Genomic DNA, 23,130 nt, shown 5'->3' with positions numbered 1-23,130 from the left:
GGATCTTTTCAGGTGTCGGTCAGCGACTGAACGTACCTTGCAGCTGTTCGGCGCGAAACTCCAACGTGCTGGCGCGGTAGCCGCTACGCAGGGTAGGCAGGGGCAGGCAGGTTTGCCAGTCGGCGCCCGGCAGCAATTCGCCGGGGCCGCTGTAGCGCGGGGTCTCGTAAAGCCGCTGCGCCAGGTTGACGCTGTCGCCCGGGCGATAAGCGGCTACCTGCCAGCGCAACTCCAGCAGGGCGGCTTCGCTGCCGTTGTGCAGGTGCAGGCCCAGCGGGCGATCTGCCGGACAGCTTTGCGGCGTGTAAGCCAGGCGCAGCTCGAGGTGAGCCAGGTGGCGATTCTCGCGGCTCTCCTGCCACAGCACCCAGCTCGAGACCAGCCCCAGGCCGACCAGCGCGGCGAGGGATATGGGCAGGGCCTTGGCCGGGTAGCGGATCAGCAGGATGAACCAGCTGAGCACCAGAATCGCGCCGAAAATCATCGCGGGACCTTGATCGTCGAATGTTGGCCAATCCTACACAAGCGTGGCTGCCTCGGCACGCGCGCAGGGGTTGGCGGATGTTTCCACGTAAGGTTTGTTCCCGTTTCAGCGCGGCCGTGCGTGAAACGGGAACAGCCCCTATCACTCCGGGGCGTGGTCGCGCAGGAATACCAGCTTGTCGGCGCTGGAGTCCTTGGCCGAGAAGCGGTAGCCCTGGTCGTTGAAGTCCTTGAGGTCCTTCGGGTCCTTCAGGCGCTCTCTGATCACGTGGCGAGCCATCAGGCCGCGGGCCTTCTTGGCGTAGAAGCTGATGATCTTGTACTGGCCGTTCTTCAGGTCCTTGAATTCGGTATCGATGATGCGCGCCTTGAGCACCTTGCGCTTGACCGCGCCGAAGTACTCGTTGGAGGCCAGGTTGAGCAGCACGTCGTCGCCCTGCGCCTGCAGCGCTTCGTTCAGCCACTGGCTGATGTGCTCGCCCCAGAAGGCGTAGAGGTCCTTGCCGCGGGCGTTGGCCAGCTTGGTCCCCATCTCCAGGCGATAGGGCATCATCAGGTCCAGCGGGCGCAGCAGACCGTACAGGCCGGAAAGCATGCGCAGGTGCTGCTGGGCGAAATCGAAATCCGCCTCCGCGAAGCTTTGCGCATCCAGGCCGGTGTACACGTCGCCCTTGAAGGCCAGCAGGGCCTGCTTGGCGTTCTGCGTGTCGAAGGCTGGCGTCCAACTGCCGAAGCGTGCGGCATTGAGGCCGGCGAGCTTGTCCGACAGGTGCATCAGCTCGGCGATCTGCGCGGGGGAGAATTCGCGTAGCTGGGCGACGAGTTCCTGGGAGTGCTCGAGGAACTCGGGTTGGGTGAAGCGTGACGTCACCGGCGCGGTGTCGTAATCCAGGGTCTTGGCGGGTGAAATCACCATCAGCATAGGTCGTCTCCTTCAGCGGAGCGCCGATTCTAGCCGATTCGGTGGCAGGAGCAGTTAGCTGGCAGGGAGAGGCAGGATTCGCGGTGGTCGAACTCAGGACTTTAGCGGTGAGTGACGCGAGCGCCAAGCGTCATTCGTCTAAGCGAAAAATAAACTTCAAAAATCTGAAAAGATCATTTTCCTGTCACATTTTTTGGAGTATCAACGAACTGTGGTCTGCAGCGAATCGATCATGATGATCCGCCGTCGCAGGCCGCGCCTTGAAAGACCGCCGAACCCTGCAGACAGGTGGCGGCCCTCGGCCCTCATCGTTTGCACCTCTCCGCCCGGGCGGGGAGTCGGTGGCCCTGTGTGGCGGAGCGCCGTCCTGGCATTCCGTCGCTGGATCCGACAAGAGGTGACGAGTATGGATGACCACGGACGCATCAAGCCCACCGCCCCAACCTTGTACGCCCTCGACACCAATGTCCTGATTCACGATCCCAACGCGCTGCTCAACTTTCAGGAACACCACGTCGCCATTCCGATGACGGTGCTGGAGGAGCTCGACAAGCTGAAAACCGGCAAGCAGGGGGTGGCCGCCGAGTGCCGCCAGGCGATCCGTCTGATCGACAAGATCCTCGATGGCGCCAGCCCCGAGGAGGTCGAGCACGGCGTGCCGATCCAGCGTGGCAAGAACGAGCCTCGCGGCTTTCTGTCGATTCTCATGAGCAAGAGTGCGGCGCCCGTCACCTGGCTGCCGGAGGACCTCAACGACAACAAGATCATCAACCAGCTGGTCGAACTGAAATCGCGCCGCCCGGGCACCTCGGTGGTGCTGGTGACCAAGGACATCAACATGCGCCTGAAGGCGCGTGGCTGCGGTCTGGATTCCGAGGATTACCACACCGACCAACTGGTCGACGACATCTCGCTGCTCTCCAAGGGCTATCACAATGTCGAAGGCGCCTTCTGGGATCGTGTCGCCAAGGTCGATACCCGTCAGGGCCATGGCCGCACCTGGCACCGCGTGCAGTTGAGCGAGGAACTGCCGGGGGTCAACGTCAACGAATTCATCATCGACGAGCAGGGTTTCGTCGGCTGGGTCAAGGAGGCCGAGGGTGGCGAACTGCTGATTCTTGATCTGCATCAGGAACCGCTGCTGCATCAGGAAGCCTGGGGCCTCAAACCGCGGGACATCTATCAGGCGCTGGCGCTCTATGCGCTGCTCGACCCCGATATCCACCTGGTCAACCTGACCGGCGCCGCCGGCTCCGGCAAGACCATCCTGGCCCTGGCGGCGGCCATCGAACAGACCATGGTCAACAAGCGCTACCGGCGCATCATCGCCACCCGTTCGGTACAGGGGCTGGATCAGGAGATCGGTTTCCTGCCGGGTACCGAGGCCGAGAAGATGGAGCCCTGGCTGGGCGCCATCACCGACAACCTCGAAGCCCTGCACATGGATGACGAGAACACCCACGGCAGCGTCGACTACATCCTGCAGAAAGTGCCGTTGCAGTTCAAATCCCTGAACTACATCCGCGGGCGCAGCTTCCAGCAGAGCCTGATCCTCATCGATGAGTGTCAGAATCTCACCCCGCATCAGATGAAAACCATCATCACCCGCGCCGGCAGTGGCTCCAAGGTGATCTGCCTGGGCAACCTGGCGCAGATCGACACGCCCTATCTGTCGGCACCCAGCTCAGGCCTGACCTACCTCACCGAGCGGTTCAAAGGCTTCGAGCACGGCGTGCATATCACCCTGCAGGGCGTTCCACGCTCGATACTCGCCGAGTACGCGGAAAGCCATATGTAGCGGCAGGCAACCTGTCTCCAGTGGCAGGCGTGACGAGAGCTGCAACCTCGTCACGCTCTTTTGGCTTGAAGCCTGAGGGTTGAGGCTTACAATCTCCGCATCATTCATTCGGAGATTGCCCGTGCTGACCCATCTCGACTCCCAGGGGCGCGCCAATATGGTCGACGTCAGCGACAAGGCGCAGACCGTTCGCGAAGCCGTGGCCGAGGCGCGCGTGCGCATGCGTGCCGAGACGCTGCAGATGATCGTCGACGGCGAACATCCCAAGGGCGACGTTTTCGCCGTAGCGCGTATCGCCGGTATTCAGGCTGCCAAGAAAACCTCGGATCTGATTCCGCTGTGCCACCCGCTGATGCTGACCAGCGTCAAGGTCGAGCTGCAGGCCGACGGTAACGACGCTGTGCTGATTCGCGCCCGCTGCAAACTCACCGGTCAGACCGGGGTGGAAATGGAAGCGCTCACCGCTGCCAGCGTCGCCGCGCTGACGATCTACGACATGTGCAAGGCGGTGGACCGCGGCATGGTCATCGAGCAGGTGCGCCTGCTGGAGAAGGTCGGCGGCAAGAGCGGCCACTTCCTGGCGGATGAGGACGCGCGATGATCAGCGTGCAGTACTTCGCCCGTTATCGCGAAATCCTCGGCCTGGACACCGAGCAGCTGCAACCCGGCTTTGCCACACTCGACGAGCTGCGTCAGCACCTGCTGGCGCGCGGCGGGGTGTGGGAAGTGCTCGCCGAGCGTGGGCTGATGTGCGCGCGCAATGAAGAGCTCTGCGCGCTGAGCGAGCCGCTGACCGATGGCGATGCGGTGGCGTTCTTCCCCACGGTTACCGGAGGCTGAGATGGGCATTCGCGTACAGCAGGCGGTTTTCGATCCGGGGCTGGAGACCAATGCCGTGCATGCGGCCAATACCGGTGTCGGTGCGGTGGCCTGTTTCGTGGGTTACGTACGTGATTTCAACGATGGCCGCGACGTGGCGGGGATGTTTCTCGAGCATTTCCCCGGCATGACGGAAAAGGCCCTGGCCGGTATCGAAGCCCAGGCGCGCGCGCGCTGGCCGCTGCTGGGCGTCGAGGTGATTCACCGGGTCGGCCGGCTGGAGCCGGGCGAGCCGATCGTCTTCGTCGGCGTGGCCAGTGCCCATCGCCAGGCGGCGTTCCAGGCCTGCGAGTTCATCATGGACTACCTGAAGACCCAGGCGCCGTTCTGGAAGAAAGAGGACACCGCCGACGGCCCGCGCTGGGTCGAAGGACGGGAGAGCGACCAGGCATCCGCCCGGCGCTGGCGCAGTGGCGACTGAACAGGGCTTCGAACGGCAAGCCTCAGCCGAACTCGATGAACACCTTGAAGAACAGTGGCGCGAACATCGACAGCGCGCCCAGGCCGGTCAGCCAGATGCCCCATTCCTGCTCACGGTTGTTGAAGCCGATTCCCAGCAGCAGAAAGCCGCTGACCAGAATCACGATCATGATGTGGAAAGCGTCCATGGCGATGCCTCCTCTGGAAGTCTTGCCTGCCAGGAGCTGCGCCGCCGCGCCAGTCACTGACGCAGCGGCGGCATCCACTTTGAGCGTAGACGAGCGATGACCTTGCCGCGTTGATCCGGCGCAATTCGCGGGATCAATAGTGCTCCAGAGCGTCAGTCGACAGAGCCCGGCGCGGTGCCGCGATCCGGAGCCTTGCGCGGCCTTGCCGATTGACGGCGCAGCGATTTAGTTCGCGGTCGGCGCCTGCCGTGATTAAAATCGCCGCCTGAATTCTCCTGCTACCCAAGGATCCTGTTATGCCCCGTATCGGAACCCCCCTGTCGCCCAGCGCGACCCGTGTGTTGCTGTGTGGCTCGGGTGAGCTCGGCAAGGAAGTGGTGATCGAGCTGCAGCGCCTCGGCGTCGAAGTCATCGCCGTCGACCGTTATGCCAATGCTCCGGCCATGCAGGTGGCGCATCGCAGCCACGTGATCAGCATGCTCGATGGCGCTGCGTTGCGCGCTGTGATCGAACTGGAGAAGCCGCATTACATCGTGCCGGAGATCGAGGCGATCGCCACCGCCACGCTGGTCGAGCTGGAGAACGAAGGCTACACGGTGATCCCCAGCGCCCGTGCCGCGCAACTGACCATGAACCGTGAAGGCATCCGCCGCCTGGCCGCCGAAGAGCTGGGCGTGCCGACCTCGCCGTATCAGTTCGCCGATTCCCTCGAGGAGTTCCAGGCCGCGGTCAGCGCCATCGGGTTCCCCTGCGTGGTCAAGCCGATCATGAGTTCGTCGGGCAAGGGCCAGTCGGTGCTCAAGGGCGCCGATGACGTGCAGAAGGCCTGGGATTACGCCCAGGCTGGTGGCCGTGCCGGCAAGGGCCGGGTGATCGTCGAGGGCTTCATCGACTTCGATTACGAAATCACTCTGCTGACCGTGCGCCACGTCGGTGGCACCACGTTCTGTGCACCGGTCGGGCACCGTCAGGAGAAGGGCGACTACCAGGAGTCCTGGCAGCCCCAGGCGATGAGCCCTGCGGCACGTGCCGAGGCCGAGCGCATCGCTCTGGCCGTGACCGGTTCTCTGGGCGGGCGCGGCCTGTTCGGCGTGGAGCTGTTCGTCAAGGGCGATCAGGTGTGGTTCTGCGAAATATCCCCGCGCCCTCATGACACCGGCCTGGTTACCCTGATCTCCCAGGACCTGTCCGAGTTCGCTCTGCATGCGCGGGCCATTCTCGGCCTGCCGATCCCGGCGATCCGCCAGTTCGGCCCCTCGGCCTCGGCGGTTATTCTGGTCGAAGGCGAGTCGCAGCAGGTCAGCTTCGGCAACCTGGGCGCAGCGCTCACCGAGCCGGATACCGCACTGCGTCTGTTCGGCAAGCCGGAAGTCAGTGGTCAGCGCCGCATGGGCGTGGCGCTGGCCCGTGACGAGTCGCTGGAGGCCGCACGCGCCAAGGCGCTGCGTTCGGCACAGGCGGTGAGCGTCGAGCTGTAAGGAAAAGGCCAGCGGGAGTATCGCTCCCGCTGGCTGCTTCACCTCTGCCGGGCCTCCCAGGCCCGTACCTCGAGGACCCGGCTGCCGCTGGCCTTGAGGATTTCCAGGCGGTAGCGGCCGACCTGCAGGCATACGGCGCTGTCCGGGATGTTCTCCAGTATTTCGGTCACCAGACCATTGACGGTCTTCGGCCCATCGACCGGCAGGCTCCAGCCCAGGCCGCGATTCACTTCGCGTATGTAGGCGCTGCCCTTGATCGACCAGGTGCCGTCCCCCAGGGGGTGGAATTCGCTCGGGTGGGCGGTTTCCACGGTGCTCAGATCGCCGACGATCTCTTCCAGAATGTCTTCCACGGTGACGATGCCCATGGCTTCGCCATATTCGTCGACGACGATACCGGTGCGGTACTTGTGCTGCTGGAAGTTCACCAGCTGGGTGGCCAGGGTCGTCCCTTCCGGTACGAAGTACGGCGCGTCGCAGGCCAGCAGCAGGCTGCTCTCGTTCAACTCGCCACGGCCCGCCAGGCGCCGCATGTGCAGGATGCCTTCGGTCTGGTTGAGGCTGTCGCGATACACCGGCAGGCGGGTGTGCGAGGCATTGCGGATCTGTTCGGCCAGTGGCGTGCCGCTGTGCAGGTCGATGCCGGTGACCTCGTGGCGCGGAATCATGATGTCGTCGACGTTGACCCGATCCAGCTCGAGCACACCCAGCAGCATGGCGCGTCTCTCGCTGGGCAGTGGCAGGTCATCGGCCTGCAGCGCGCCGCGCAGTTCCTCGAGGCTGAGGTCATCGTGCTGCCCAGGCGCGGGCTTGCCGATTCTGCTGCGCAGCGCCTGGCTGATGCTCAGCAGCAGGCTGGTCAGCGGTGACAGCGCAGCGCTGACCAGTGTCAGCGGGCGGCTTGCCGGGTAGGCGAACAGCGGTGCCGGCAGAATGGCCAGCACGCGCCCCAGCGGATGGGCCAGCATCAGCGCGGCCAGGGTCAACAGGAACGGTGAAATGGCCAGGGTGGCGGTACCGCCCTGACTCAGAGCGAGCAGGGTGGCAGCCACGGAGGCGGCCATGGTGCTGCAGATGGTACCGATGCGCAGGGTGGCGGAGAGGCGTTGCGGTTGGTCCAGCAGGCGAATCAGCCGCGCAGCCGCGCGATGGCCCTGGCGGGCACGGTGGCGCAAGCGATAGCGATTGAGGCTGAACAGCACGGTACGCGCGCAGGTGAAGAATGCGGCGCAGCCCAGCAGCAGAAGTAGTACGGCCACTTGGGCGAGGGGAGAGGGCGTGTCCACGGTCAGATGTGGAGGATGAATTCGCGAACCAGCTTGCTGCCGAAGAATGCCAGCATCAGCAGGCAGAACCCGGCCAGCGTCCAGCGGATCGCCTTGTGCCCGCGCCAGCCAAGCTGGTGGCGACCCCACAGCAGCACGGCGAATACCACCCAGGCGAAGCAGGAGAGGATGGTCTTGTGCACCAGATGCTGGGTGAACAGGTTGTCGATGAAGATCGCTCCGGACAGCAGCGACAGCGAGAGCAGGGCCCAGCCGCACCACAGGAAGCCGAACAGCAGGCTTTCCATGGTCTGCAACGGCGGGAAGTTGCGGATCAGGCCTGAGGGGTGCTTGTGCTTGAGCTGATGATCCTGGACCAGCAGCAACAGCGACTGGAACATGGCGATGGTCAGCATGCCGTACGCCACGATCGACAGCAGGATGTGAGCGAGGATGCCGGGCCCTTCTTCAATCGGCTGGGTGGTACCGCTGGGCATGAACTGGGCGAACAGAACCGTCAGGCCGCCAAGTGGGAAGAGAAACAGCAGCAGGTTTTCCACCGGCATGCGCTGGCTGGCCAGCAGGATCAGCACGATCACCGTGTAGGCGATCAGGCTGGCGGTGTTGAAGAAGTCCAGGGTCAGGCCGGCACTGTTGTGCATCTGCATGAACAGGCTGCCGCCATGGAAGAACAGGGCAATGACGCCAAGAAGCGCCAGCATGCGTTTGCTGGGTGTGCTGCGACGGGTCAGGTGCAGGCCTTGGTAGCTGGCGGCGCCAAAATAGAAAATGGCGGCGGCGAGGCTGGGCAACAGAGGGTGCATAGATCCTGAATGACAAGGCCTGAAAGGCGCTGAGTGTGGCACACAACGGTTGTCGCCAAAAGACCGCAAGTGGTATCAGGTCTCATATGTCGCAGCGGCTCCGACAAAGAAGCCTCGAAAGCGCGGCAGTCTCCGTTATAATCCGCCGTTTGCTGCCAGCCCATCCCGGCCCGACGGCCTGAAAGGAACGCGCATGTTCGAAAATTTAACAGATCGCCTCTCGCAGACCCTGCGTAGCGTCACTGGCAAGGCCAAACTGACCGAGGACAATATCAAGGACACCCTGCGCGAAGTGCGCATGGCGCTGCTCGAGGCCGACGTGGCGCTGCCCGTGGTCAAGGACTTCGTCGGTCGGGTCAAGGACCGTGCGGTCGGTACCGAGGTGTCGAAGAGCCTGACGCCTGGCCAGGCCTTCGTGAAGATCGTGCGCCTGGAGCTGGAAAGCCTCATGGGGGCGGCCAACGAAGACCTCGACCTGAGCACTACGCCGCCAGCCGTCGTGCTGATGGCCGGTCTGCAGGGCGCGGGCAAGACCACCACCGTCGGCAAGCTGGCGCGCCTGCTCAAGGAGCGCAAGAAGAAGAGCGTGATGGTGGTGTCCGCGGACGTCTACCGTCCGGCAGCGATCAAGCAGCTGGAAACCCTGGCCAACGACATCGGCGTGACGTTCTTTCCGTCCGATATCACCCAGAAGCCGGTGGCCATCGCCGAGGCGGCGATTCGCGAGGCCAAGCTCAAGTACATCGACGTGGTGCTGGTGGATACCGCCGGTCGTCTGGCCATCGATGCCGAGATGATGGCCGAGATCCAGGCGCTGCATGCCGCGGTCAAGCCGGTGGAAACCCTGTTCGTGGTCGATGCCATGACCGGTCAGGATGCCGCCAACACCGCCAAGGCCTTCAATGACGCACTGCCGCTCACCGGCGTGGTGCTCACCAAGGTCGACGGTGATGCCCGGGGTGGTGCCGCACTGTCGGTCCGGGCGATCACCGGCAAGCCGATCAAGTTCATCGGCATGGGCGAGAAGAGCGAAGCGCTCGAGCCTTTCCACCCCGAGCGGATCGCCTCGCGCATCCTCGGCATGGGCGACGTGCTCAGCCTGATCGAGCAGGCTGAGCAGACTCTCGACCGCGACAAGGCCGAGAAGCTCACCAAGAAGCTGAAGAAGGGCAAGGGCTTCGATCTCGAAGACTTCCGTGACCAGCTCGTGCAGATGAAAAGCATGGGTGGCCTCGGCGGCCTGATGGACAAGCTGCCGCAGATGGGTGGCGTGAACCTGTCGCAGATGGGCGGTGCCCAGGGTGCGGCGGAGAAGCAGTTCAAGCAGATGGAGGCGATCATCAACTCCATGACGCCGGCCGAGCGCCGCGACCCGGACGTCATCAGCGGTTCGCGCAAACGTCGCATCGCGCAGGGGTCCGGTACGCAGGTGCAGGACATCGGTCGCTTGATCAAGCAGCACAAGCAGATGCAGAAGATGATGAAGAAATTCAGCGCCAAAGGCGGCATGGCCAAGATGATGCGCGGCATGGGCAGCATGATGCCGGGCGGCGGTATGCCGAAGTTCTGAAGCCTCTGCGCGGGCCTATCGACGGCCGGCGGAAAAAGAGATTTGCAAACAGCCGCATAATCCTTAGAATATGCGGCCTTTCGGGCCTAGGCCCATTTTTGATGTGTGCCTCAAGTTAGCACCGACTACAGGAACGATGTTCACATGGTAACTATTCGTCTCGCTCGTGGCGGCTCCAAAAAGCGCCCCTTCTACCACCTGACCGTGACCAACAGCCGCAATGCGCGCGACGGTCGCTTCGTAGAGCGTATTGGCTTCTTCAATCCGGTCGCTTCGGGTGCTGAAATCAAGCTGTCCGTGAATCAAGAGCGCGCTACCTACTGGCTGGGCCAGGGCGCACAGCCGTCTGAGCGCGTTGCTCAGCTGCTGAAAGAAGCTGCCAAGGCTGCTGCCTAAGCACTTTATGAGCACGACGCCGGCTCCCGCCGAGGATCTGATGGTTCTTGGCAAGATTGTCTCGGTGCATGGCGTCAAGGGTGAGGTGAAGGTGTTTTCCTTTACCGATCCTCTGGATAACGTGCTCGATTACCCTCGCTGGACGCTGCGGCGCGATGGCGAGGTGAAACAGGTTGAACTGGCTGGTGGACGCTTGCAGGGCAAGGTTCTGGTCGCCAGGCTCAAAGGGCTCGATGATCGTGAGGTTGCGCGTACCTACGCCGGCTTCGAGATCTGCGTTCCCAGAAGCCTGCTGCCTGAGCTGGAAGACGGTGAGTTCTACTGGTATCAGCTGATAGGTCTCAAGGTCATCGATCAGGCGGGGCAATTGCTCGGCAAGATCGACCATCTGTTCGAGACCGGTGCCAATGATGTGATGGTGGTCAAGCCGTGCATCGACAGTCTCGATGATCGCGAGCGTCTGTTGCCTTATACGCAACAGTGCGTGTTGTCGATCAGCCTCGAGGCTGGCGAGATGCGGGTCGACTGGGATGCGGACTTCTGACGCCATGCCGAGCTTGCGCGTCGATGTCATTACGCTGTTCCCGGAAATGTTCGCCGCCATCGGCGATTACGGCATTACCAGCCGTGCGGTAAGGCAGGAGCTGTTGCAGCTGACCTGCTGGAACCCGCGCAGTTACACCACGGATCGTCATCACACCGTTGACGACCGCCCCTTCGGTGGTGGTCCTGGCATGGTGATGAAGATCAAGCCGCTCGAAGATGCACTGGCTGATGCCAGGCAGGCCAGCGGCGGTCAGGCGAAGGTGATCTACCTTTCGCCACAAGGCCGCCCGCTGACGCAAGCGGCGGTACGCGAGCTGGCGAAGGAGGAGCGTCTGATCCTCATCGCTGGCCGCTACGAAGGCGTCGACGAGCGTTTCATCGAAACGCACGTCGACGAGGAATGGTCGATTGGCGACTACGTCCTGTCCGGCGGTGAGCTGCCGGCCATGGTGCTGATCGATGCGGTGACGCGCCTTTTGCCTGGTGCATTGGGTCATGCAGATTCGGCCGAGGAAGACTCCTTTACGGATGGCTTGCTCGACTGCCCGCACTACACCCGTCCGGAGGTGTATGCGGATAAACGTGTTCCTGAGGTGCTGCTTGGCGGCAACCACGAACACATCCGGCGCTGGCGTTTGCAGCAGTCCCTGGGACGCACCTGGGAACGCCGTGTCGATCTTCTGGATAGCCGCTCGCTTTCTGGGGAAGAGAAAAAGCTGCTGGAGGAATACATCCGCCAGCGGGACGATAACTAAATATCGATGGCCGGCCTGATGGCCCGTCTTAGGAGCGCAGCATGACCAACAAGATCATTCAGCAACTCGAAGCTGAGCAGATGAGCAAAGAGATCCCTACCTTTGCCCCGGGCGACACCGTAATCGTCCAGGTAAAAGTAAAGGAAGGTGACCGTCAGCGTCTGCAGGCGTTCGAAGGTGTGGTAATCGCCAAGCGTAACCGCGGTCTGAACAGCGCTTTCACCGTGCGCAAGATCTCCAGCGGCGTAGGCGTTGAGCGTACTTTCCAGACCTACAGCCCGCTGGTCGACAGCCTGTCCGTCAAGCGTCGTGGTGACGTTCGCAAGGCCAAGCTGTACTACCTCCGCGACCTGTCCGGCAAGGCAGCACGCATCAAGGAGAAGCTGGCTTAAGCCACGCTTCCCTCACGAAAAAAGCAGCCCTGGGCTGCTTTTTTCGTTTCTGGCGTTCGTCGAAGTGGCAGCAACGTGGCGAAAGCAGCCTTTCGTAGTCGGGGGACAATTGGTGGGCTAAAGCCCACCCTACGGCTAGATGCGCGGCTGTAGGGTGGGCTTCAGCCCACCAAACCGAAGGTCCGCTTTCGCCTTGTAGAGTCCTTTCCTGTTGGGTGCGATTTTCGTGTCCAATATGCACACCAACGTTGTGAGCAGGTTCTGAGTAATGACCCCCAGAGAGCAGGAAATTCAGCGGCGTACCGAGCTTTCCGAGACCCGTGTGGCCAAGGCGGTGTTTCCGCCGACCACCAATCATCACAACACCCTGTTTGGTGGTACGGCCATGGCGTGGATGGACGAAGTGTCGTTCATCGCCGCCACCCGTTTCTGTCGGCTGCCGCTGGTCACGGTGTCCTCGGACCGTATCGATTTCAGTCATCCGATCCCGGCCGGTAGCATCGTCGAGCTGGTCGGTCGCGTGAGTGCGGTCGGCAATACCAGCATGAAGGTGCAGGTCGACGTGTTCGTCGAGGACATGTACGGCGCCCGCCGCGAGCTCGCCATTCGTGGTGCCTTCAGCTTCGTGGCGATGGGCGAGGATGGCAAGCCGGTAGCGGTGCTGCCGGGTTTCTGATCGTGCGCGTGCCGCTGGTGCCGCCAAACCTTCCGTTTTGGGGATAATCGATGTCCGCAGTCGACCATCCGCTGATCGAGCGCTTCATCGAGACGCTGTGGCTGGAGAAAGGCTTGTCCGTGCATACCCGGTCTGCGTATCGCAGTGACCTGGCATTGCTCAATGGCTGGCTGCAGGGGCGTGGTGTCGAGCTGCAGGCGGTCGGCCGCGAGGTGCTGCTCGATCACCTGGCCTGGCGCATGAACGAAGGCTACAAGGCGCGCTCCACGGCGCGGCTGATTTCCGGGATGCGCGGCTTCTACCGGTTTCTGCTGCGCGAGGGGGTGATCGAAACCGATCCTACCCTGCAGGTGGACATGCCCCAGCTTGGGCGGCCGTTGCCCAAGTCGCTGTCCGAGGCGGATGTCGAGGCGCTGCTGGCGGCCCCCGATCTGGATGACCCCATTGGCCTGCGTGACCGCGCGATGCTCGAGGTGCTGTATGCCTGTGGGTTGCGGGTCAGTGAGCTGATCGGGCTGACGCTCGAACAGGTCAATCTGCGTCAGGGCGTGCTGCGGGTCTTCGGCAAGGGCAGCAAGGAGCGCCTGGTGCCCATGGGTGAAGAGGCGATCGGCTGGGTCGAGCGTTACTGCCGCGAGGCGCGGCCGGCGCTGCTCGGTGGTCGGCCGGGCGATGTGCTGTTTCCCAGTTTGCGCGGCGAGCAGATGACCCGGCAGACCTTCTGGCATCGCATCAAGCATCAGGCCAGGGTGGCCGGCATCGCCAAGTCGCTGTCGCCGCATACGCTGCGGCACGCCTTCGCGACCCATCTGCTCAACCATGGCGCGGACCTGCGCGTGGTGCAGATGCTGCTGGGGCACAGTGATCTGTCCACCACGCAGATCTACACCCACGTGGCGCGGGCTCGCTTGCAGGCCCTGCACGCACAGCACCATCCGCGGGGGTAAGCCGGTTGCGGCAGTTCGCGCTTTGCGTCCCGGCCCTGCGGCCCGCGGCTGCGGTTGTGGTAGTCTTCGTTCTTCCCTTGTCACCCCGTCGCTCGATAGGAGTATTCATGCGTGTGACCCGCATTTTCGCGGCCATGGCCCTTGGCCTGGTCAGCACCCTCGGCCATGCCGCCGACCCGGATCAGACGATTCGCAAGAACCTGCTGTCGATCCAGCCTGATCTGCCGATCGAGGCCATTGCCGAAAGTCCGATGCCCGGCGTCTACCAGGTGCAGCTCAAGGGTGGTCGCCAGCTGTATGCCAGTGCCGACGGGCAGTTCGTCATGCAGGGTTACCTGTTCCAGTTCAAGGACGGGCAGGCCATCAACCTGACCGAGGCCGAAGAGAGTCGCGCCATCGCCAAGCAGATCAACGCCATTCCGGCCAAGGACATGGTGGTGTTCGCGCCCAAGCAACCGAAAGCGCATATCACCGTGTTCACCGACACCGACTGCGGTTACTGCCAGAAGCTGCACAGCGAAGTGGCCGAGCTCAACAAGCAGGGTATCGAAGTGCGTTACCTGGCCTTCCCGCGTCAGGGGCTGGGCAGCAAGGGTGCGAAGGATCTGGCCAGCGTCTGGTGCTCGAAGGATCGCCAGGCGGCGATGAATCAGGCCAAATCGCGTCAGTCGGTCGCCGAAGCCACCTGCGACAATCCCGTGGCCGAGCAGTATCAGCTAGGGCAGATGATCGGGGTCAATGGCACGCCGGCGATCATTCTGGAAAACGGCAAGATGATTCCGGGCTATCAGCCCGCGGCGCAGTTGGCAAAACTGGCGCTGGAAGCCAAGTGATCTGGCTTGATTGACTATCGAACGGCCGCTTCGTAATGTGCGGCTCTTTTTCCACGGCTGGCGCGTGTTCCAGCCGTTTTACGCAGTGCAGTTGGGGAGTCTAGTGTGAATCCGGTCAAAGTAGGCATCTGTGGGCTGGGTACCGTCGGTGGCGGTACCGTCAATGTGCTCAAGCGCAACGCCGAGGAAATCGCGCGTCGTGCCGGGCGTGGCATCGAGGTGGCGCAGATTGCCACCCGTACACCCAAGCCTCAGTACCAGTCGACCGGCATTAGCATTACCAACGATGTATTCGCAGTAGCCAGCAACCCCGAAATCGATATCGTCGTGGAGCTGATTGGCGGCTACAGCATCGCCCGTGAGCTGGTGCTCAAGGCCATCGACAACGGCAAGCATGTGGTGACCGCCAACAAGGCGCTGATCGCCGTGCACGGCAACGAGATCTTCGCCCGCGCTCGCGAGAAGGGCGTGATCGTTGCCTTCGAGGCGGCGGTGGCGGGTGGCATCCCGGTGATCAAGGCGATTCGCGAAGGCCTGGCGGCCAACCGTATCAACTGGCTGGCGGGGATCATCAACGGTACCGGCAACTTCATTCTCAGTGAAATGCGCGAGAAAGGCCGTACTTTCGAGGACGTGCTCGCCGAGGCGCAGGCGCTGGGCTATGCCGAAGCCGATCCGACCTTCGACGTCGAGGGTATCGACGCGGCCCACAAGCTGACCATTCTGGCGTCCATCGCGTTCGGTATCCCGCTGCAGTTCGACAAGGCCTACACCGAAGGCATCACCAAGTTGACCACTGCTGACGTCAACTACGCCGAAGCCTTGGGCTACCGTATCAAGCACCTGGGCGTCGCACGCCGTACCGAGGCCGGTATCGAGCTGCGCGTGCACCCGACGCTGATTCCGGCCGACCGCCTGATCGCCAACGTCAATGGCGTGATGAATGCGGTGATGGTCAATGGCGATGCCGCTGGCAGCACGCTGTTCTACGGTGCTGGCGCTGGCATGGAGGCGACCGCGTCGGCGGTGGTGGCGGATCTGGTCGATGTGGTGCGTGCCCTGACCACCGACCCGACCAATCGCGTGCCGCACCTGGCCTTCCAGCCGGATTCGCTGTCCGACCATCCGATCCTGTCGATCGCCGACTGCGAAAGCGCCTATTACCTGCGCATTCAGGCCAAGGATCGCCCCGGCGTGCTGGCCCAGGTGGCGAGCATCCTGTCGGAGCGCGGCATCAACATCGAATCGATCATGCAGAAAGAAGTCGAAGAGCAGGATGGCCTGGTGCCGATGATCCTGGTCACGCATCGCGTTGCCGAGCAGCGCATGAACGACGCCATTGCAGCGCTCGAAGCGCTGAGCGACGTGGTCGGCAATGTCGTGCGCATCCGCGTCGAACAACTGAACTGAAAGCAGCTACGGCTGCAAGCTTCAAGCTGCAAGAGGGCCTCTGGGTTCACTGCTCGCTTGATGAACTGAACTTGAACACCGCAGCAGGGGAGAAGCGATAAGTCGCGAGCAAGGCACTTGTGCTGTTGCTCGACGCTTGAAGCTTGAAGCTTGCCGCTCGAACCGAAGGTTTGCAGACAATGCGCTATATCAGCACTCGCGGCCAGGCACCGGCCCTGAATTTCGAAGATGTTCTGCTGGCCGGTCTGGCCACTGACGGCGGCCTCTATGTGCCGGAAAACCTGCCACGCTTCACGCAGGAAGAGATCGCCTCCTGGGCGGGCCTGCCGTATCACGAGCTGGCGTTCCGGGTGATGCGTCCGTTCGTGACCGGCAGCATCCCGGATGCCGATTTCAAGAAGATCCTCGAGGACACGTACGGTGTGTTCGAGCACTCCGCCGTGGCGCCGCTGCGCCAGTTGAACGGCAACGAGTGGGTGCTCGAGCTGTTCCATGGTCCGACCCTGGCGTTCAAGGATTTCGCCCTGCAACTGCTGGGTCGCCTGCTCGATTACGTGCTCGCCAAGCGCAACGAGCGCGTGGTGATCATGGGCGCCACCTCCGGTGATACCGGTTCGGCGGCCATCGAGGGCTGCAAGGCCTGCGACAACGTCGACATCTTCATCATGCACCCGCACAACCGCGTGTCTGAAGTGCAGCGCCGGCAGATGACCACCATCCTGGGCGACAACATTCACAATATCGCCATCGAGGGCAACTTCGATGACTGCCAGGAGATGGTCAAGGCCAGCTTCGCCGACCAGGGTTTCCTCAAGGGCACTCGCCTGGTGGCGGTCAACTCGATCAACTGGGCGCGGATCATGGCCCAGATCGTCTACTACTTCCATGCGGCGCTGCAGCTCGGTGGCCCGGCGCGTTCGGTGGCCTTCTCGGTGCCGACCGGCAACTTCGGCGATATTTTCGCCGGATATCTGGCGCGCAACATGGGCTTGCCGATCAGCCAGCTGATCGTCGCCACCAACCGCAATGACATCCTGCATCGCTTCATGAGCGGCAATCAGTACGCCAAGGGTGAGCTGTATCCGACCCTGTCACCGTCGATGGACATCATGGTGTCGTCGAACTTCGAGCGCCTGCTGTTCGACCTGCACGGTCGTAACGGTTCGTCGATCGCGGCACTGATGACCGAGTTCCGTCAGACCGGTGGTTTCACCGTCGAGGACGATCGCTGGACCGAGGCCCGCAAGCTGTTCGACTCCCTTGCGGTGAGCGACGAGCAGACCTGCGAAACCATTGCCGAGGTGTACGCCGCCACTGGCGAACTGCTCGACCCGCACACCGCCATTGGCGTGCGTGCCGCTCGCGAATGCCGTCGCAGCCTGGCTGTGCCGATGGTGGTTCTCGGTACGGCGCATCCGGTCAAGTTTCCGGAAGCGGTGGAAAAGGCTGCCGTCGATCAGTCGCCGGCGCTGCCGCCGCACCTGGCCGATCTGTTCGAGCGCGACGAGCGCTGTACCGTACTGGCCAACGACCTGAAGACGGTGCAGGCATTCGTGGCTGCCCACGGTAATCGCGGCAAGCCGCTTTAAGCGATAACGCTGCAAGGCGAAAGGCGGTCACCTGGTGGTGCCGGCCTTTCGCGTTTTCAGGGGGCGACTGACTGCTGTGGAAGCGGGCAATGCCCACGATTCGAGCGTATGGCGTGCTCCCAGGAAAGCGGTTCTGTAGCTTTCAGGTCCTAGGTTGGGCTTTAGCCCGCCAAACCACGGCCCGCCTTGCCTGATCGCCGCCAGGCCCTACTGCCGATTGACGGCAGTAATCGGTGCCTGCTGGCACAAGCGCTTGTCCAGTTGCCCGACGTAGGGGTTTGCCCAGCCCATGACGCACCCCATCAGCTGGTTGCGCTGGCGTTCCCACTGCTGCGCCGGGTAGGTCTTGTTCCTGGCGGTGAACAGCTGGCGATTCTGTCTCGACAGCTTGAGCTTGTAGCGGTCGCTCATGTACAGGTAAGTGCGGGCGATCATGCCGCGTACTTCCTTGCGCGGCATGACCTTGCGGGCCTTGAAGTCGACCACCGTCGCGCAGGCGCCATACTGGCTGGGCGCCTGGGGTAGCCAGCCGAAGTCGTAGTTGCTGCGATCTCCGTTGACCTCGCCAATCGCCGGTACCAGGTTGTGCAGGTCGGCCTCGGCGCGGCGATACACGCTGTCGTTCTTGCTGCAGTTCTGCCGGCCGCCGTTTTGCCAGCACTGGCGCTGGTGGCCGATCTGCCAGGCTGGGACGATGTGTTCCCACTCGATCCGGGCGGCCCTGTTGGCATTCTTGCGCGGGGTGTATCCGCAACTTTTCAGGTCGACGCGGTTGCCACTGAAACTGCAGCCGCAGTAGAACTCCACCGACTGACGCTCATAGAGCTTCCAGCCGATTTTCTTGGCCTGGCTGAAGGTTTGCGGTGGTGCGGCGAAGATCGATGTGCAGAGGATGAGGCAGAGCAGGGCGAGGAGGCTGCGGGACGGCATGCGGCTTTCCGAAAAGGGGCGAATCATACCGGTTCGCAGCCGGATGCCAAGGCTAGCCAATTGATGGCGCGGTCGTTGCGTCCTGGCTTTTGCGCAACTGCGAAAGGGTCGGCGGATTTTTCCTCGCGCAATCGGTTTAATTGTCGGGATGTCTCCCGCTCCATCCATTCCTTCGCATCATTCCAGGCCTGATCGACGGCCTTAAATTAATTACATGTGATGCGTTGATATGTCACATGTAATGTTCTAGTCTGCGTTTCATGGAAAACAAATCCTCAGCTCATTATCAGCGTCTCTTTCGCCAGCGTCTGCGCGAACAGGGGCTGGTGAAAAAGGAAGTCTGGATACTGCCCGAGCATGCCCAGCGGCTCTCGGCGGTCGAACGGAAACTGCGCCAGCCCCAGTCGGAGCTGGCTTCAATGGAGGAGGGGGTGAGCATGCCTCAGGTTTGGACTGCACAAACGTTGTTCGATGCGCTTTCAGGGGCAGAGCCGTTTGCTGATGGCCGCGCTGCCGTCGAGCTGATTCAGGGCGCCGATGCCAGTTTGCACGTGACCATGAAGGACTATGGTGATCTGCCGCTGTTCATTGCGGTATTCGGTGATCAGATCATCGTCGAGGCGCTGCTCTGGCCTGCCAGTGACGTGCGCGATACTGCCGCTTTCAACGAGGAAGTGCTGCGTAGCCACAAGCTTTTCCCGCTCTCCAGCGTCGGCCTCGAAACCCTGCCCGACGGGCAGGCCTGTTACACCATGTTCGGTGCGTTGAGTGCCTCGTCGATCCTGCCCAACGTGGTGCTGGAGATCGAAACCCTGGCAGACAACGTCATCAAGGCGACCGAAGCCTACGAAGACTTCCTCAAGGCCAGTGCATAAGGAGAAACGCTGATGAACGTCTGGAGCAAATTGCTGACGGCGCTGCGTGGCGGTGCCAACGAATTGGGTGAGACGCTGGTCGATGGGCAGGCGCTGCGCATTCTCGATCAGGAAATCCGCGACGCCGATGTCGAACTGCGCAAATCCAAGGAAGCCCTGGCCGAGATCATGGCCAAGCAGAAGCTGGCCGCCGAACGTGCCGGTAAATCCGCAGCCAAGGTCGCCGAGTACGAGCAATACGCGCTCAAGGCCCTGGAAGCGGGCAATGAGGCACTGGCCGGTGAAGTGGCCGGCAAGATCGCCAACCTGGAGATCGAGCTGGCCAGCGATCGTGAACAGGCTGATGGCTATGCCGCCAGCGTGGCGCAATTGCGCAAGGCCGTGACCCAGGCCGAGGCCAACATCAAACGCCTGAAGCAGCAGGTGGACACCGTCAAGGCGACCGAAAGCGTGCAGAAGGCGCAGATGGCCGTGGCGCAGCGCTACGGTGGTTCCCAGGCCAAGCTGCACACGGCGGTCGAGTCGCTGGAGCGCATCAAGCAGCAGCAGGCGGAGCGTGCGGCCAAGATGGAAGCCGCGGCCGAGCTTGCCGAGGCGTCCACCCCGGATGACTCGCTGGATGCCAAGCTGCGTGCGGCGGGTATCGTCGCCGACAAGACCAGTGCCGACAGCGTGCTGGCGCGTCTCAAGGACAAAGCCAAGCCCTGATTCATCGGGCCAGCCACGACAGGTGGCTGTGGTACGTCATGAATGGTGGAGCCGATGGGCTCTGCCATGTTTTTCAGGGATAGGAAATCATGGAAATCTTCCTGCAGATCTCGCTGGCTTTCCCCACCGTCATCTTCAGCTTCCTGCTGTGTCTGGCGGTGGTGTACTGGGTCATCGTCGCGTTTGGCCTGATCGAGATCGACGTGCTCGACGTCGAAGCCGACTCCGCACTGGACGGCCCGGCCGCGGCACTCCTGTCCAAACTCAAGCTGCGTGACGTACCGCTCACCCTGGTGCTGACCCTGCTGTCTTTCTTCGCCTGGTTCATCAGCTACTTCGTCGACCTCTGGGGGCTTGGCCTGTTGCCACTGGAGTGGCTGCGCTACCCCCTGGGCGCGCTGGTGGCAGTGGCCGCGTTGTTTCTTGCCGTGCCGCCGACGCGCCTGCTGTGCGCGCCGCTGCGCCCGCTGTTCCTCAAACTGGAAGTGACCAGCAGCAAGAGCGTGCTCGGTCAGACCGCCGTGGTGCGCAGTGGCCGGGTGACCGCCAGCCATGGCGAGGCCATGCTCGAAGACGGTGGTGCCGGCCTGATTCTGCGGGTTCGGGCTGACGAACAGCTGGGCTTCAAGCGTGGCGACCGTGTCGTTTTACTGGAATACCTGGAAGCGCAGCATGCTTACCGGGTGATAACTGAAGAAGAGTTCCGGGGTATCTGATGCGCTGATCAGCGTCTGCCGGGCAGCAGTCCGGCAGGTCGTGATCCAGCTTTCAGCCGGTTCCATCCGCCTCAAAGGAGATTGAGCGCAATGTATAACCTTCCACCGTCGTTGATTCCCGTGCTGGTCGGGGTCGGCCTGGTCGCCCTGCTGATCGTTGGGCTGCTGGCCTTGTTCAAGGCCTTCTACATCAAGGTTCCCCAGGGGACGGCGCTGATCGTCAACGACATGTCGTCGACGCCCAAGGTGCACTTCACCGGAGCGCTGGTCTACCCGGTCATCCACCTCAAGGAGTTCATGAAGATCTCCCTGATCACCCTGGAAGTCGATCGCCGCGCCAAAGACGGGCTGATCTGTCGCGACAACATGCGCGCGGACATCACCGTGGCGTTCTACCTGCGCGTCAACGAGACCCAGGAAGACGTGCTCAAGGTCGCCAAGGCCATCGGCGTCGAGCGTGCCTCCGATCGTGCGGCGGTGAACGAGCTGTTCAACGCCAAGTTCTCCGAAGCCCTGAAGACCGTCGGCAAGCAGTTCGACTTCGTCCAGCTGTTCGAGAACCGTCAGGAATTCCGTGACCGCATCGTCGAGGTGATCGGCAACGACCTCAATGGTTACGTGCTCGAAGACGTGGCCATCGATTACCTGGAGCAGACCGCCAAGAGCTCTCTGGACCCGAGCAACATTCTCGACGCCGAGGGTATCCGCAAGATCACCCAGCTGACCGCTGCGCAGAACGTCATCACCAATGACCTGGAGCGCAACGAAGAACTGGCGATCAAGAAGAAGAACGTCGAAACCCGCGAGGCGACGCTGGCCCTCGAGCGTCAGCAGGCCGATGCCGAAGCGCGCCAGAAACGCGAGATCGAAACCATCCAGGCCCGTGAGCAGGCGGAAACCCTCAAGGTCAAGGAAGAAGAGCGTCTGAAGGCCGAGCAGGCGCGCATCCAGACCCAGCAGGAGCTCGACATCCGCGCCGAGAACCATCAGCGCGAAGTGGAAGTGGCGCAGCAGAACCGCCAGCGTGCGGTGGTCATCGAGGTCGAGAAGGTGACCCGCGCCAAGGATCTGGAAGTGGTGGCCCGCGAGCGCGAAGTCGAACTGCAGCGCATCGAGAAGGAAAAGGCGCTGGAAGAAGAGCGCAAGAACATCGCCAGCGTGGTGCGCGAGCGGGTTGCGGTCGAGAAGACCGTGGCTCAGGAAGAGGAGCGCATCAAGGAAGTCCGTGAGGTTTCCGAAGCCGAGCGCATGAAGCAGGTCACCGTGATCAATGCCCAGGCCGAAGCCGAGCAGGAGCTGGTGCGCCAGGTCAAGCAGGCCGAAGCGGACGAAACCCGTTCCAAGCACAAGGCGGTGGAAATCAACAACCTCGCCCAGGCCGAGCTGGAGGCCGCTGCCAAGAGCGCCGAGGCGAAGAAGAAGCTCGCCGAGGGTATCGAAGCCGAGCGCGCTGCGCCGGGTCTGGCCGATGCGCGGGTGCGTGAAGTCACCGCTGCAGCCAAGGAGAAGGAAGGTCTCGCCGAGGCTCGTGTGCAGGCCGAACGTCTGATTGCCGAAGCCAAGGGCGAGCAGGAGAAGGGCCTGGCCCAGGCTCGTGTGACCGAAGCGCAGGCGGCAGCCAAGGAGAAGGACGGCCTGGCCGATGCCAAGGTGCTGGAAGAGAAGCTCGGCGCGCAGGCACGAGGCGAAGAGCAGCTCGGCGTGGCCAAGGCCAAGGCGACCCAGGATCTGGGCATGGCCGAGGCGCAGGTACTGCTGGAGCGTCTGAACGCCGAAGCGGAAGGCCTGGGCAAGAAGTTCGGTGCCCTCGACGCGCTCAGCGACAACGCCCGTCAGCACGAAGAGTTCCGCATGCAGCTGGAGAAGAGCTTCGAGGAAGCCATGGCGGCCATCGCGGCGAACAAGGAAATCGCCAAGGATCAGGCCGAGGTTCTGGCCACCGCGCTGGCCAAGGCGAAGATCGAGATCGTCGGCGGCGAAGGCGACTTCTTCAACTCGTTCGCCAAGTCGCTGTCGGTGGGCAAGGCCATCGAGGGCGTGGTTGGCAAGAGCCCGGTGGTTCAGGACGTGCTTGCCCGTCTGTTGCAGGGCCGCGTACCGGAAGCCAAGCCCGTGCAGCCGGATACCGAGCAGGCGTGATGCACGATGCATGGGGCGTCGCTGGCGCCCCATGCAACCAACCGCTTCGCGATGGCAGGGAGCAGGTAAGCCTGCTCCCTGCCACACGTTGCAGATACAGCGTTCAATCACTCTACAAGGAATGTTTCATGTCAGAACCAAGAGATCATCTGGAAATGACCTTTCGTTCGATCCAGTGCTTTGCCGACGACGGCCGCCTGGATGCAGACGAACTGGGCTCGCTGCTGGCGATCGCCGAGCGCGACGGCGTGATCGATGACAACGAGATTCGTGTGCTGACGCGGATCATCGCCCGCATCAAGCCGGAGGAACTCGACCAGCCGATGCGCGACAAGCTCGCCGAAGTCGCCAGGAAGATCGGTGCCTGAGCACCGCTAGAAATCGCTTTTCG

General features: G+C 62.6%; 26 protein-coding genes. 20 read left to right on the top strand and 6 right to left on the bottom strand.

Annotated features, from left to right (window positions below):
- Positions 1 to 19: 19 nt before the first annotated feature.
- Together FHR27_RS15115 and yaaA are read right to left on the bottom strand one after the other, a co-directional pair.
- The gene (locus FHR27_RS15115; RefSeq protein WP_042555409.1) at positions 20 to 484 is read right to left on the bottom strand and encodes a hypothetical protein; all 465 of its coding nucleotides are present in this window, start codon (positions 482 to 484) and stop codon (positions 20 to 22) included.
- A 141-nt stretch (positions 485 to 625) separates the two neighbouring features.
- A complete protein-coding gene (gene yaaA / locus FHR27_RS15110) occupies positions 626 to 1,405 on the bottom strand; it encodes a peroxide stress protein YaaA (RefSeq protein ID WP_179538965.1) in 780 nt (259 codons plus the stop codon).
- A gap of 406 nt (positions 1,406 to 1,811) precedes the next feature.
- On the opposite strand from yaaA, the gene FHR27_RS15105 reads away from it, so the two are divergent.
- The 4 genes from FHR27_RS15105 to moaE all read left to right on the top strand — a co-directional run bounded on the left by FHR27_RS15105 (position 1,812) and on the right by moaE (position 4,503).
- Complete coding sequence (locus FHR27_RS15105) at positions 1,812 to 3,203, top strand: PhoH family protein (protein WP_042555411.1); 1,392 nt, start codon at positions 1,812 to 1,814, stop codon at positions 3,201 to 3,203.
- A 121-nt stretch (positions 3,204 to 3,324) separates the two neighbouring features.
- Positions 3,325 to 3,804, top strand: a complete 480-nt coding sequence (moaC, locus tag FHR27_RS15100; protein ID WP_042555412.1) for a cyclic pyranopterin monophosphate synthase MoaC — start codon at positions 3,325 to 3,327, stop codon at positions 3,802 to 3,804.
- Entirely contained in the window at positions 3,801 to 4,043 is a 243-nt protein-coding gene (locus tag FHR27_RS15095; protein ID WP_042555413.1) for a MoaD/ThiS family protein, read from the top strand. Before moaC ends, FHR27_RS15095 begins: the two co-directional genes overlap by 4 nt.
- Before the next feature lies 1 nt (position 4,044).
- A complete protein-coding gene (gene moaE, locus FHR27_RS15090) occupies positions 4,045 to 4,503 on the top strand; it encodes a molybdopterin synthase catalytic subunit MoaE (RefSeq protein WP_042555414.1) in 459 nt (152 codons plus the stop codon).
- A 22-nt stretch (positions 4,504 to 4,525) separates the two neighbouring features.
- On the opposite strand, the gene FHR27_RS15085 is transcribed toward moaE, so the two are convergent.
- Complete coding sequence (locus tag FHR27_RS15085) at positions 4,526 to 4,690, bottom strand: hypothetical protein (RefSeq protein ID WP_179538964.1); 165 nt, start codon at positions 4,688 to 4,690, stop codon at positions 4,526 to 4,528.
- A 296-nt stretch (positions 4,691 to 4,986) separates the two neighbouring features.
- On the opposite strand from FHR27_RS15085, the gene purT reads away from it, so the two are divergent.
- Entirely contained in the window at positions 4,987 to 6,168 is a 1,182-nt protein-coding gene (gene purT, locus FHR27_RS15080; protein WP_042555415.1) for a formate-dependent phosphoribosylglycinamide formyltransferase, read from the top strand.
- A gap of 38 nt (positions 6,169 to 6,206) precedes the next feature.
- Here purT and FHR27_RS15075 read toward each other — a convergent pair whose 3' ends face one another.
- Together FHR27_RS15075 and FHR27_RS15070 are read right to left on the bottom strand one after the other, a co-directional pair.
- Positions 6,207 to 7,454 (bottom strand): CNNM domain-containing protein, encoded by a 1,248-nt coding sequence (locus tag FHR27_RS15075; protein ID WP_042555416.1) that lies wholly within the window; start codon positions 7,452 to 7,454, stop codon positions 6,207 to 6,209.
- 2 nt (positions 7,455 to 7,456) lie between these two features.
- A complete protein-coding gene (locus tag FHR27_RS15070; RefSeq protein ID WP_042555417.1) occupies positions 7,457 to 8,257 on the bottom strand; it encodes a cytochrome C assembly family protein in 801 nt (266 codons plus the stop codon).
- 193 nt (positions 8,258 to 8,450) lie between these two features.
- On the opposite strand from FHR27_RS15070, the gene ffh reads away from it, so the two are divergent.
- The 10 genes from ffh to thrC all read left to right on the top strand — a co-directional run bounded on the left by ffh (position 8,451) and on the right by thrC (position 17,371).
- Complete coding sequence (ffh, locus tag FHR27_RS15065; RefSeq protein ID WP_042555418.1) at positions 8,451 to 9,827, top strand: signal recognition particle protein; 1,377 nt, start codon at positions 8,451 to 8,453, stop codon at positions 9,825 to 9,827.
- Between the two features lie 144 nt (positions 9,828 to 9,971).
- Positions 9,972 to 10,223 carry a 30S ribosomal protein S16 gene (gene rpsP, locus FHR27_RS15060; protein WP_042555419.1) on the top strand — a complete coding sequence of 84 codons (252 nt, stop codon included), beginning with the start codon at positions 9,972 to 9,974 and terminating at the stop codon, positions 10,221 to 10,223.
- A gap of 7 nt (positions 10,224 to 10,230) precedes the next feature.
- Positions 10,231 to 10,767, top strand: coding sequence for a ribosome maturation factor RimM (gene rimM / locus FHR27_RS15055; protein WP_042555420.1), 537 nt, complete (start codon positions 10,231 to 10,233; stop codon positions 10,765 to 10,767).
- A 4-nt stretch (positions 10,768 to 10,771) separates the two neighbouring features.
- Positions 10,772 to 11,524, top strand: a complete 753-nt coding sequence (trmD, locus tag FHR27_RS15050) for a tRNA (guanosine(37)-N1)-methyltransferase TrmD (RefSeq protein WP_042555421.1) — start codon at positions 10,772 to 10,774, stop codon at positions 11,522 to 11,524.
- Between the two features lie 41 nt (positions 11,525 to 11,565).
- Complete coding sequence (gene rplS / locus FHR27_RS15045; protein WP_042555422.1) at positions 11,566 to 11,916, top strand: 50S ribosomal protein L19; 351 nt, start codon at positions 11,566 to 11,568, stop codon at positions 11,914 to 11,916.
- Between the two features lie 268 nt (positions 11,917 to 12,184).
- A complete protein-coding gene (locus FHR27_RS15040; protein WP_042555423.1) occupies positions 12,185 to 12,592 on the top strand; it encodes an acyl-CoA thioesterase in 408 nt (135 codons plus the stop codon).
- A 50-nt stretch (positions 12,593 to 12,642) separates the two neighbouring features.
- On the top strand, positions 12,643 to 13,539 hold the full coding sequence (gene xerD, locus FHR27_RS15035; protein ID WP_042555424.1) for a site-specific tyrosine recombinase XerD: 897 nt from the start codon (positions 12,643 to 12,645) through the stop codon (positions 13,537 to 13,539).
- 107 nt (positions 13,540 to 13,646) lie between these two features.
- Positions 13,647 to 14,372: a DsbC family protein gene (locus FHR27_RS15030; RefSeq protein ID WP_042555425.1), complete on the top strand. Its 726-nt coding sequence runs from the start codon at positions 13,647 to 13,649 to the stop codon at positions 14,370 to 14,372.
- Positions 14,373 to 14,477: 105 nt separating this feature from the next.
- Positions 14,478 to 15,782, top strand: coding sequence for a homoserine dehydrogenase (locus FHR27_RS15025; protein ID WP_042555426.1), 1,305 nt, complete (start codon positions 14,478 to 14,480; stop codon positions 15,780 to 15,782).
- 179 nt (positions 15,783 to 15,961) lie between these two features.
- A complete protein-coding gene (gene thrC, locus FHR27_RS15020; RefSeq protein ID WP_179538963.1) occupies positions 15,962 to 17,371 on the top strand; it encodes a threonine synthase in 1,410 nt (469 codons plus the stop codon).
- Between the two features lie 207 nt (positions 17,372 to 17,578).
- Here thrC and FHR27_RS15015 read toward each other — a convergent pair whose 3' ends face one another.
- Positions 17,579 to 18,301, bottom strand: coding sequence for an endonuclease (locus FHR27_RS15015; protein ID WP_179538962.1), 723 nt, complete (start codon positions 18,299 to 18,301; stop codon positions 17,579 to 17,581).
- Between the two features lie 260 nt (positions 18,302 to 18,561).
- Between FHR27_RS15015 and bacA the strand changes: the two genes are divergently transcribed.
- The 5 genes from bacA (at position 18,562) to FHR27_RS14990 (ending at position 23,107) form a co-directional block, all read left to right on the top strand.
- Positions 18,562 to 19,176, top strand: a complete 615-nt coding sequence (bacA, locus tag FHR27_RS15010) for a biofilm formation regulator BacA (protein ID WP_179538961.1) — start codon at positions 18,562 to 18,564, stop codon at positions 19,174 to 19,176.
- A gap of 12 nt (positions 19,177 to 19,188) precedes the next feature.
- Positions 19,189 to 19,884, top strand: a complete 696-nt coding sequence (locus FHR27_RS15005) for a PspA/IM30 family protein (protein ID WP_179538960.1) — start codon at positions 19,189 to 19,191, stop codon at positions 19,882 to 19,884.
- 89 nt (positions 19,885 to 19,973) lie between these two features.
- Positions 19,974 to 20,600, top strand: a complete 627-nt coding sequence (locus FHR27_RS15000) for an OB-fold-containig protein (RefSeq protein WP_179538959.1) — start codon at positions 19,974 to 19,976, stop codon at positions 20,598 to 20,600.
- A gap of 90 nt (positions 20,601 to 20,690) precedes the next feature.
- A complete protein-coding gene (locus tag FHR27_RS14995) occupies positions 20,691 to 22,739 on the top strand; it encodes a flotillin family protein (RefSeq protein ID WP_042555432.1) in 2,049 nt (682 codons plus the stop codon).
- Between the two features lie 128 nt (positions 22,740 to 22,867).
- The gene (locus tag FHR27_RS14990) at positions 22,868 to 23,107 is read left to right on the top strand and encodes a hypothetical protein (RefSeq protein ID WP_042555433.1); all 240 of its coding nucleotides are present in this window, start codon (positions 22,868 to 22,870) and stop codon (positions 23,105 to 23,107) included.
- Positions 23,108 to 23,130 lie beyond the last annotated feature (23 nt).

The sequence above is a fragment of the Pseudomonas flavescens genome, assembly GCF_013408425.1.
In the GTDB taxonomy this organism is placed as follows: domain Bacteria; phylum Pseudomonadota; class Gammaproteobacteria; order Pseudomonadales; family Pseudomonadaceae; genus Aquipseudomonas; species Aquipseudomonas fulva_A.
Note: the sequence above shows the minus strand (reverse complement) of the source record. Positions and strands in the feature narration are given on the sequence as shown.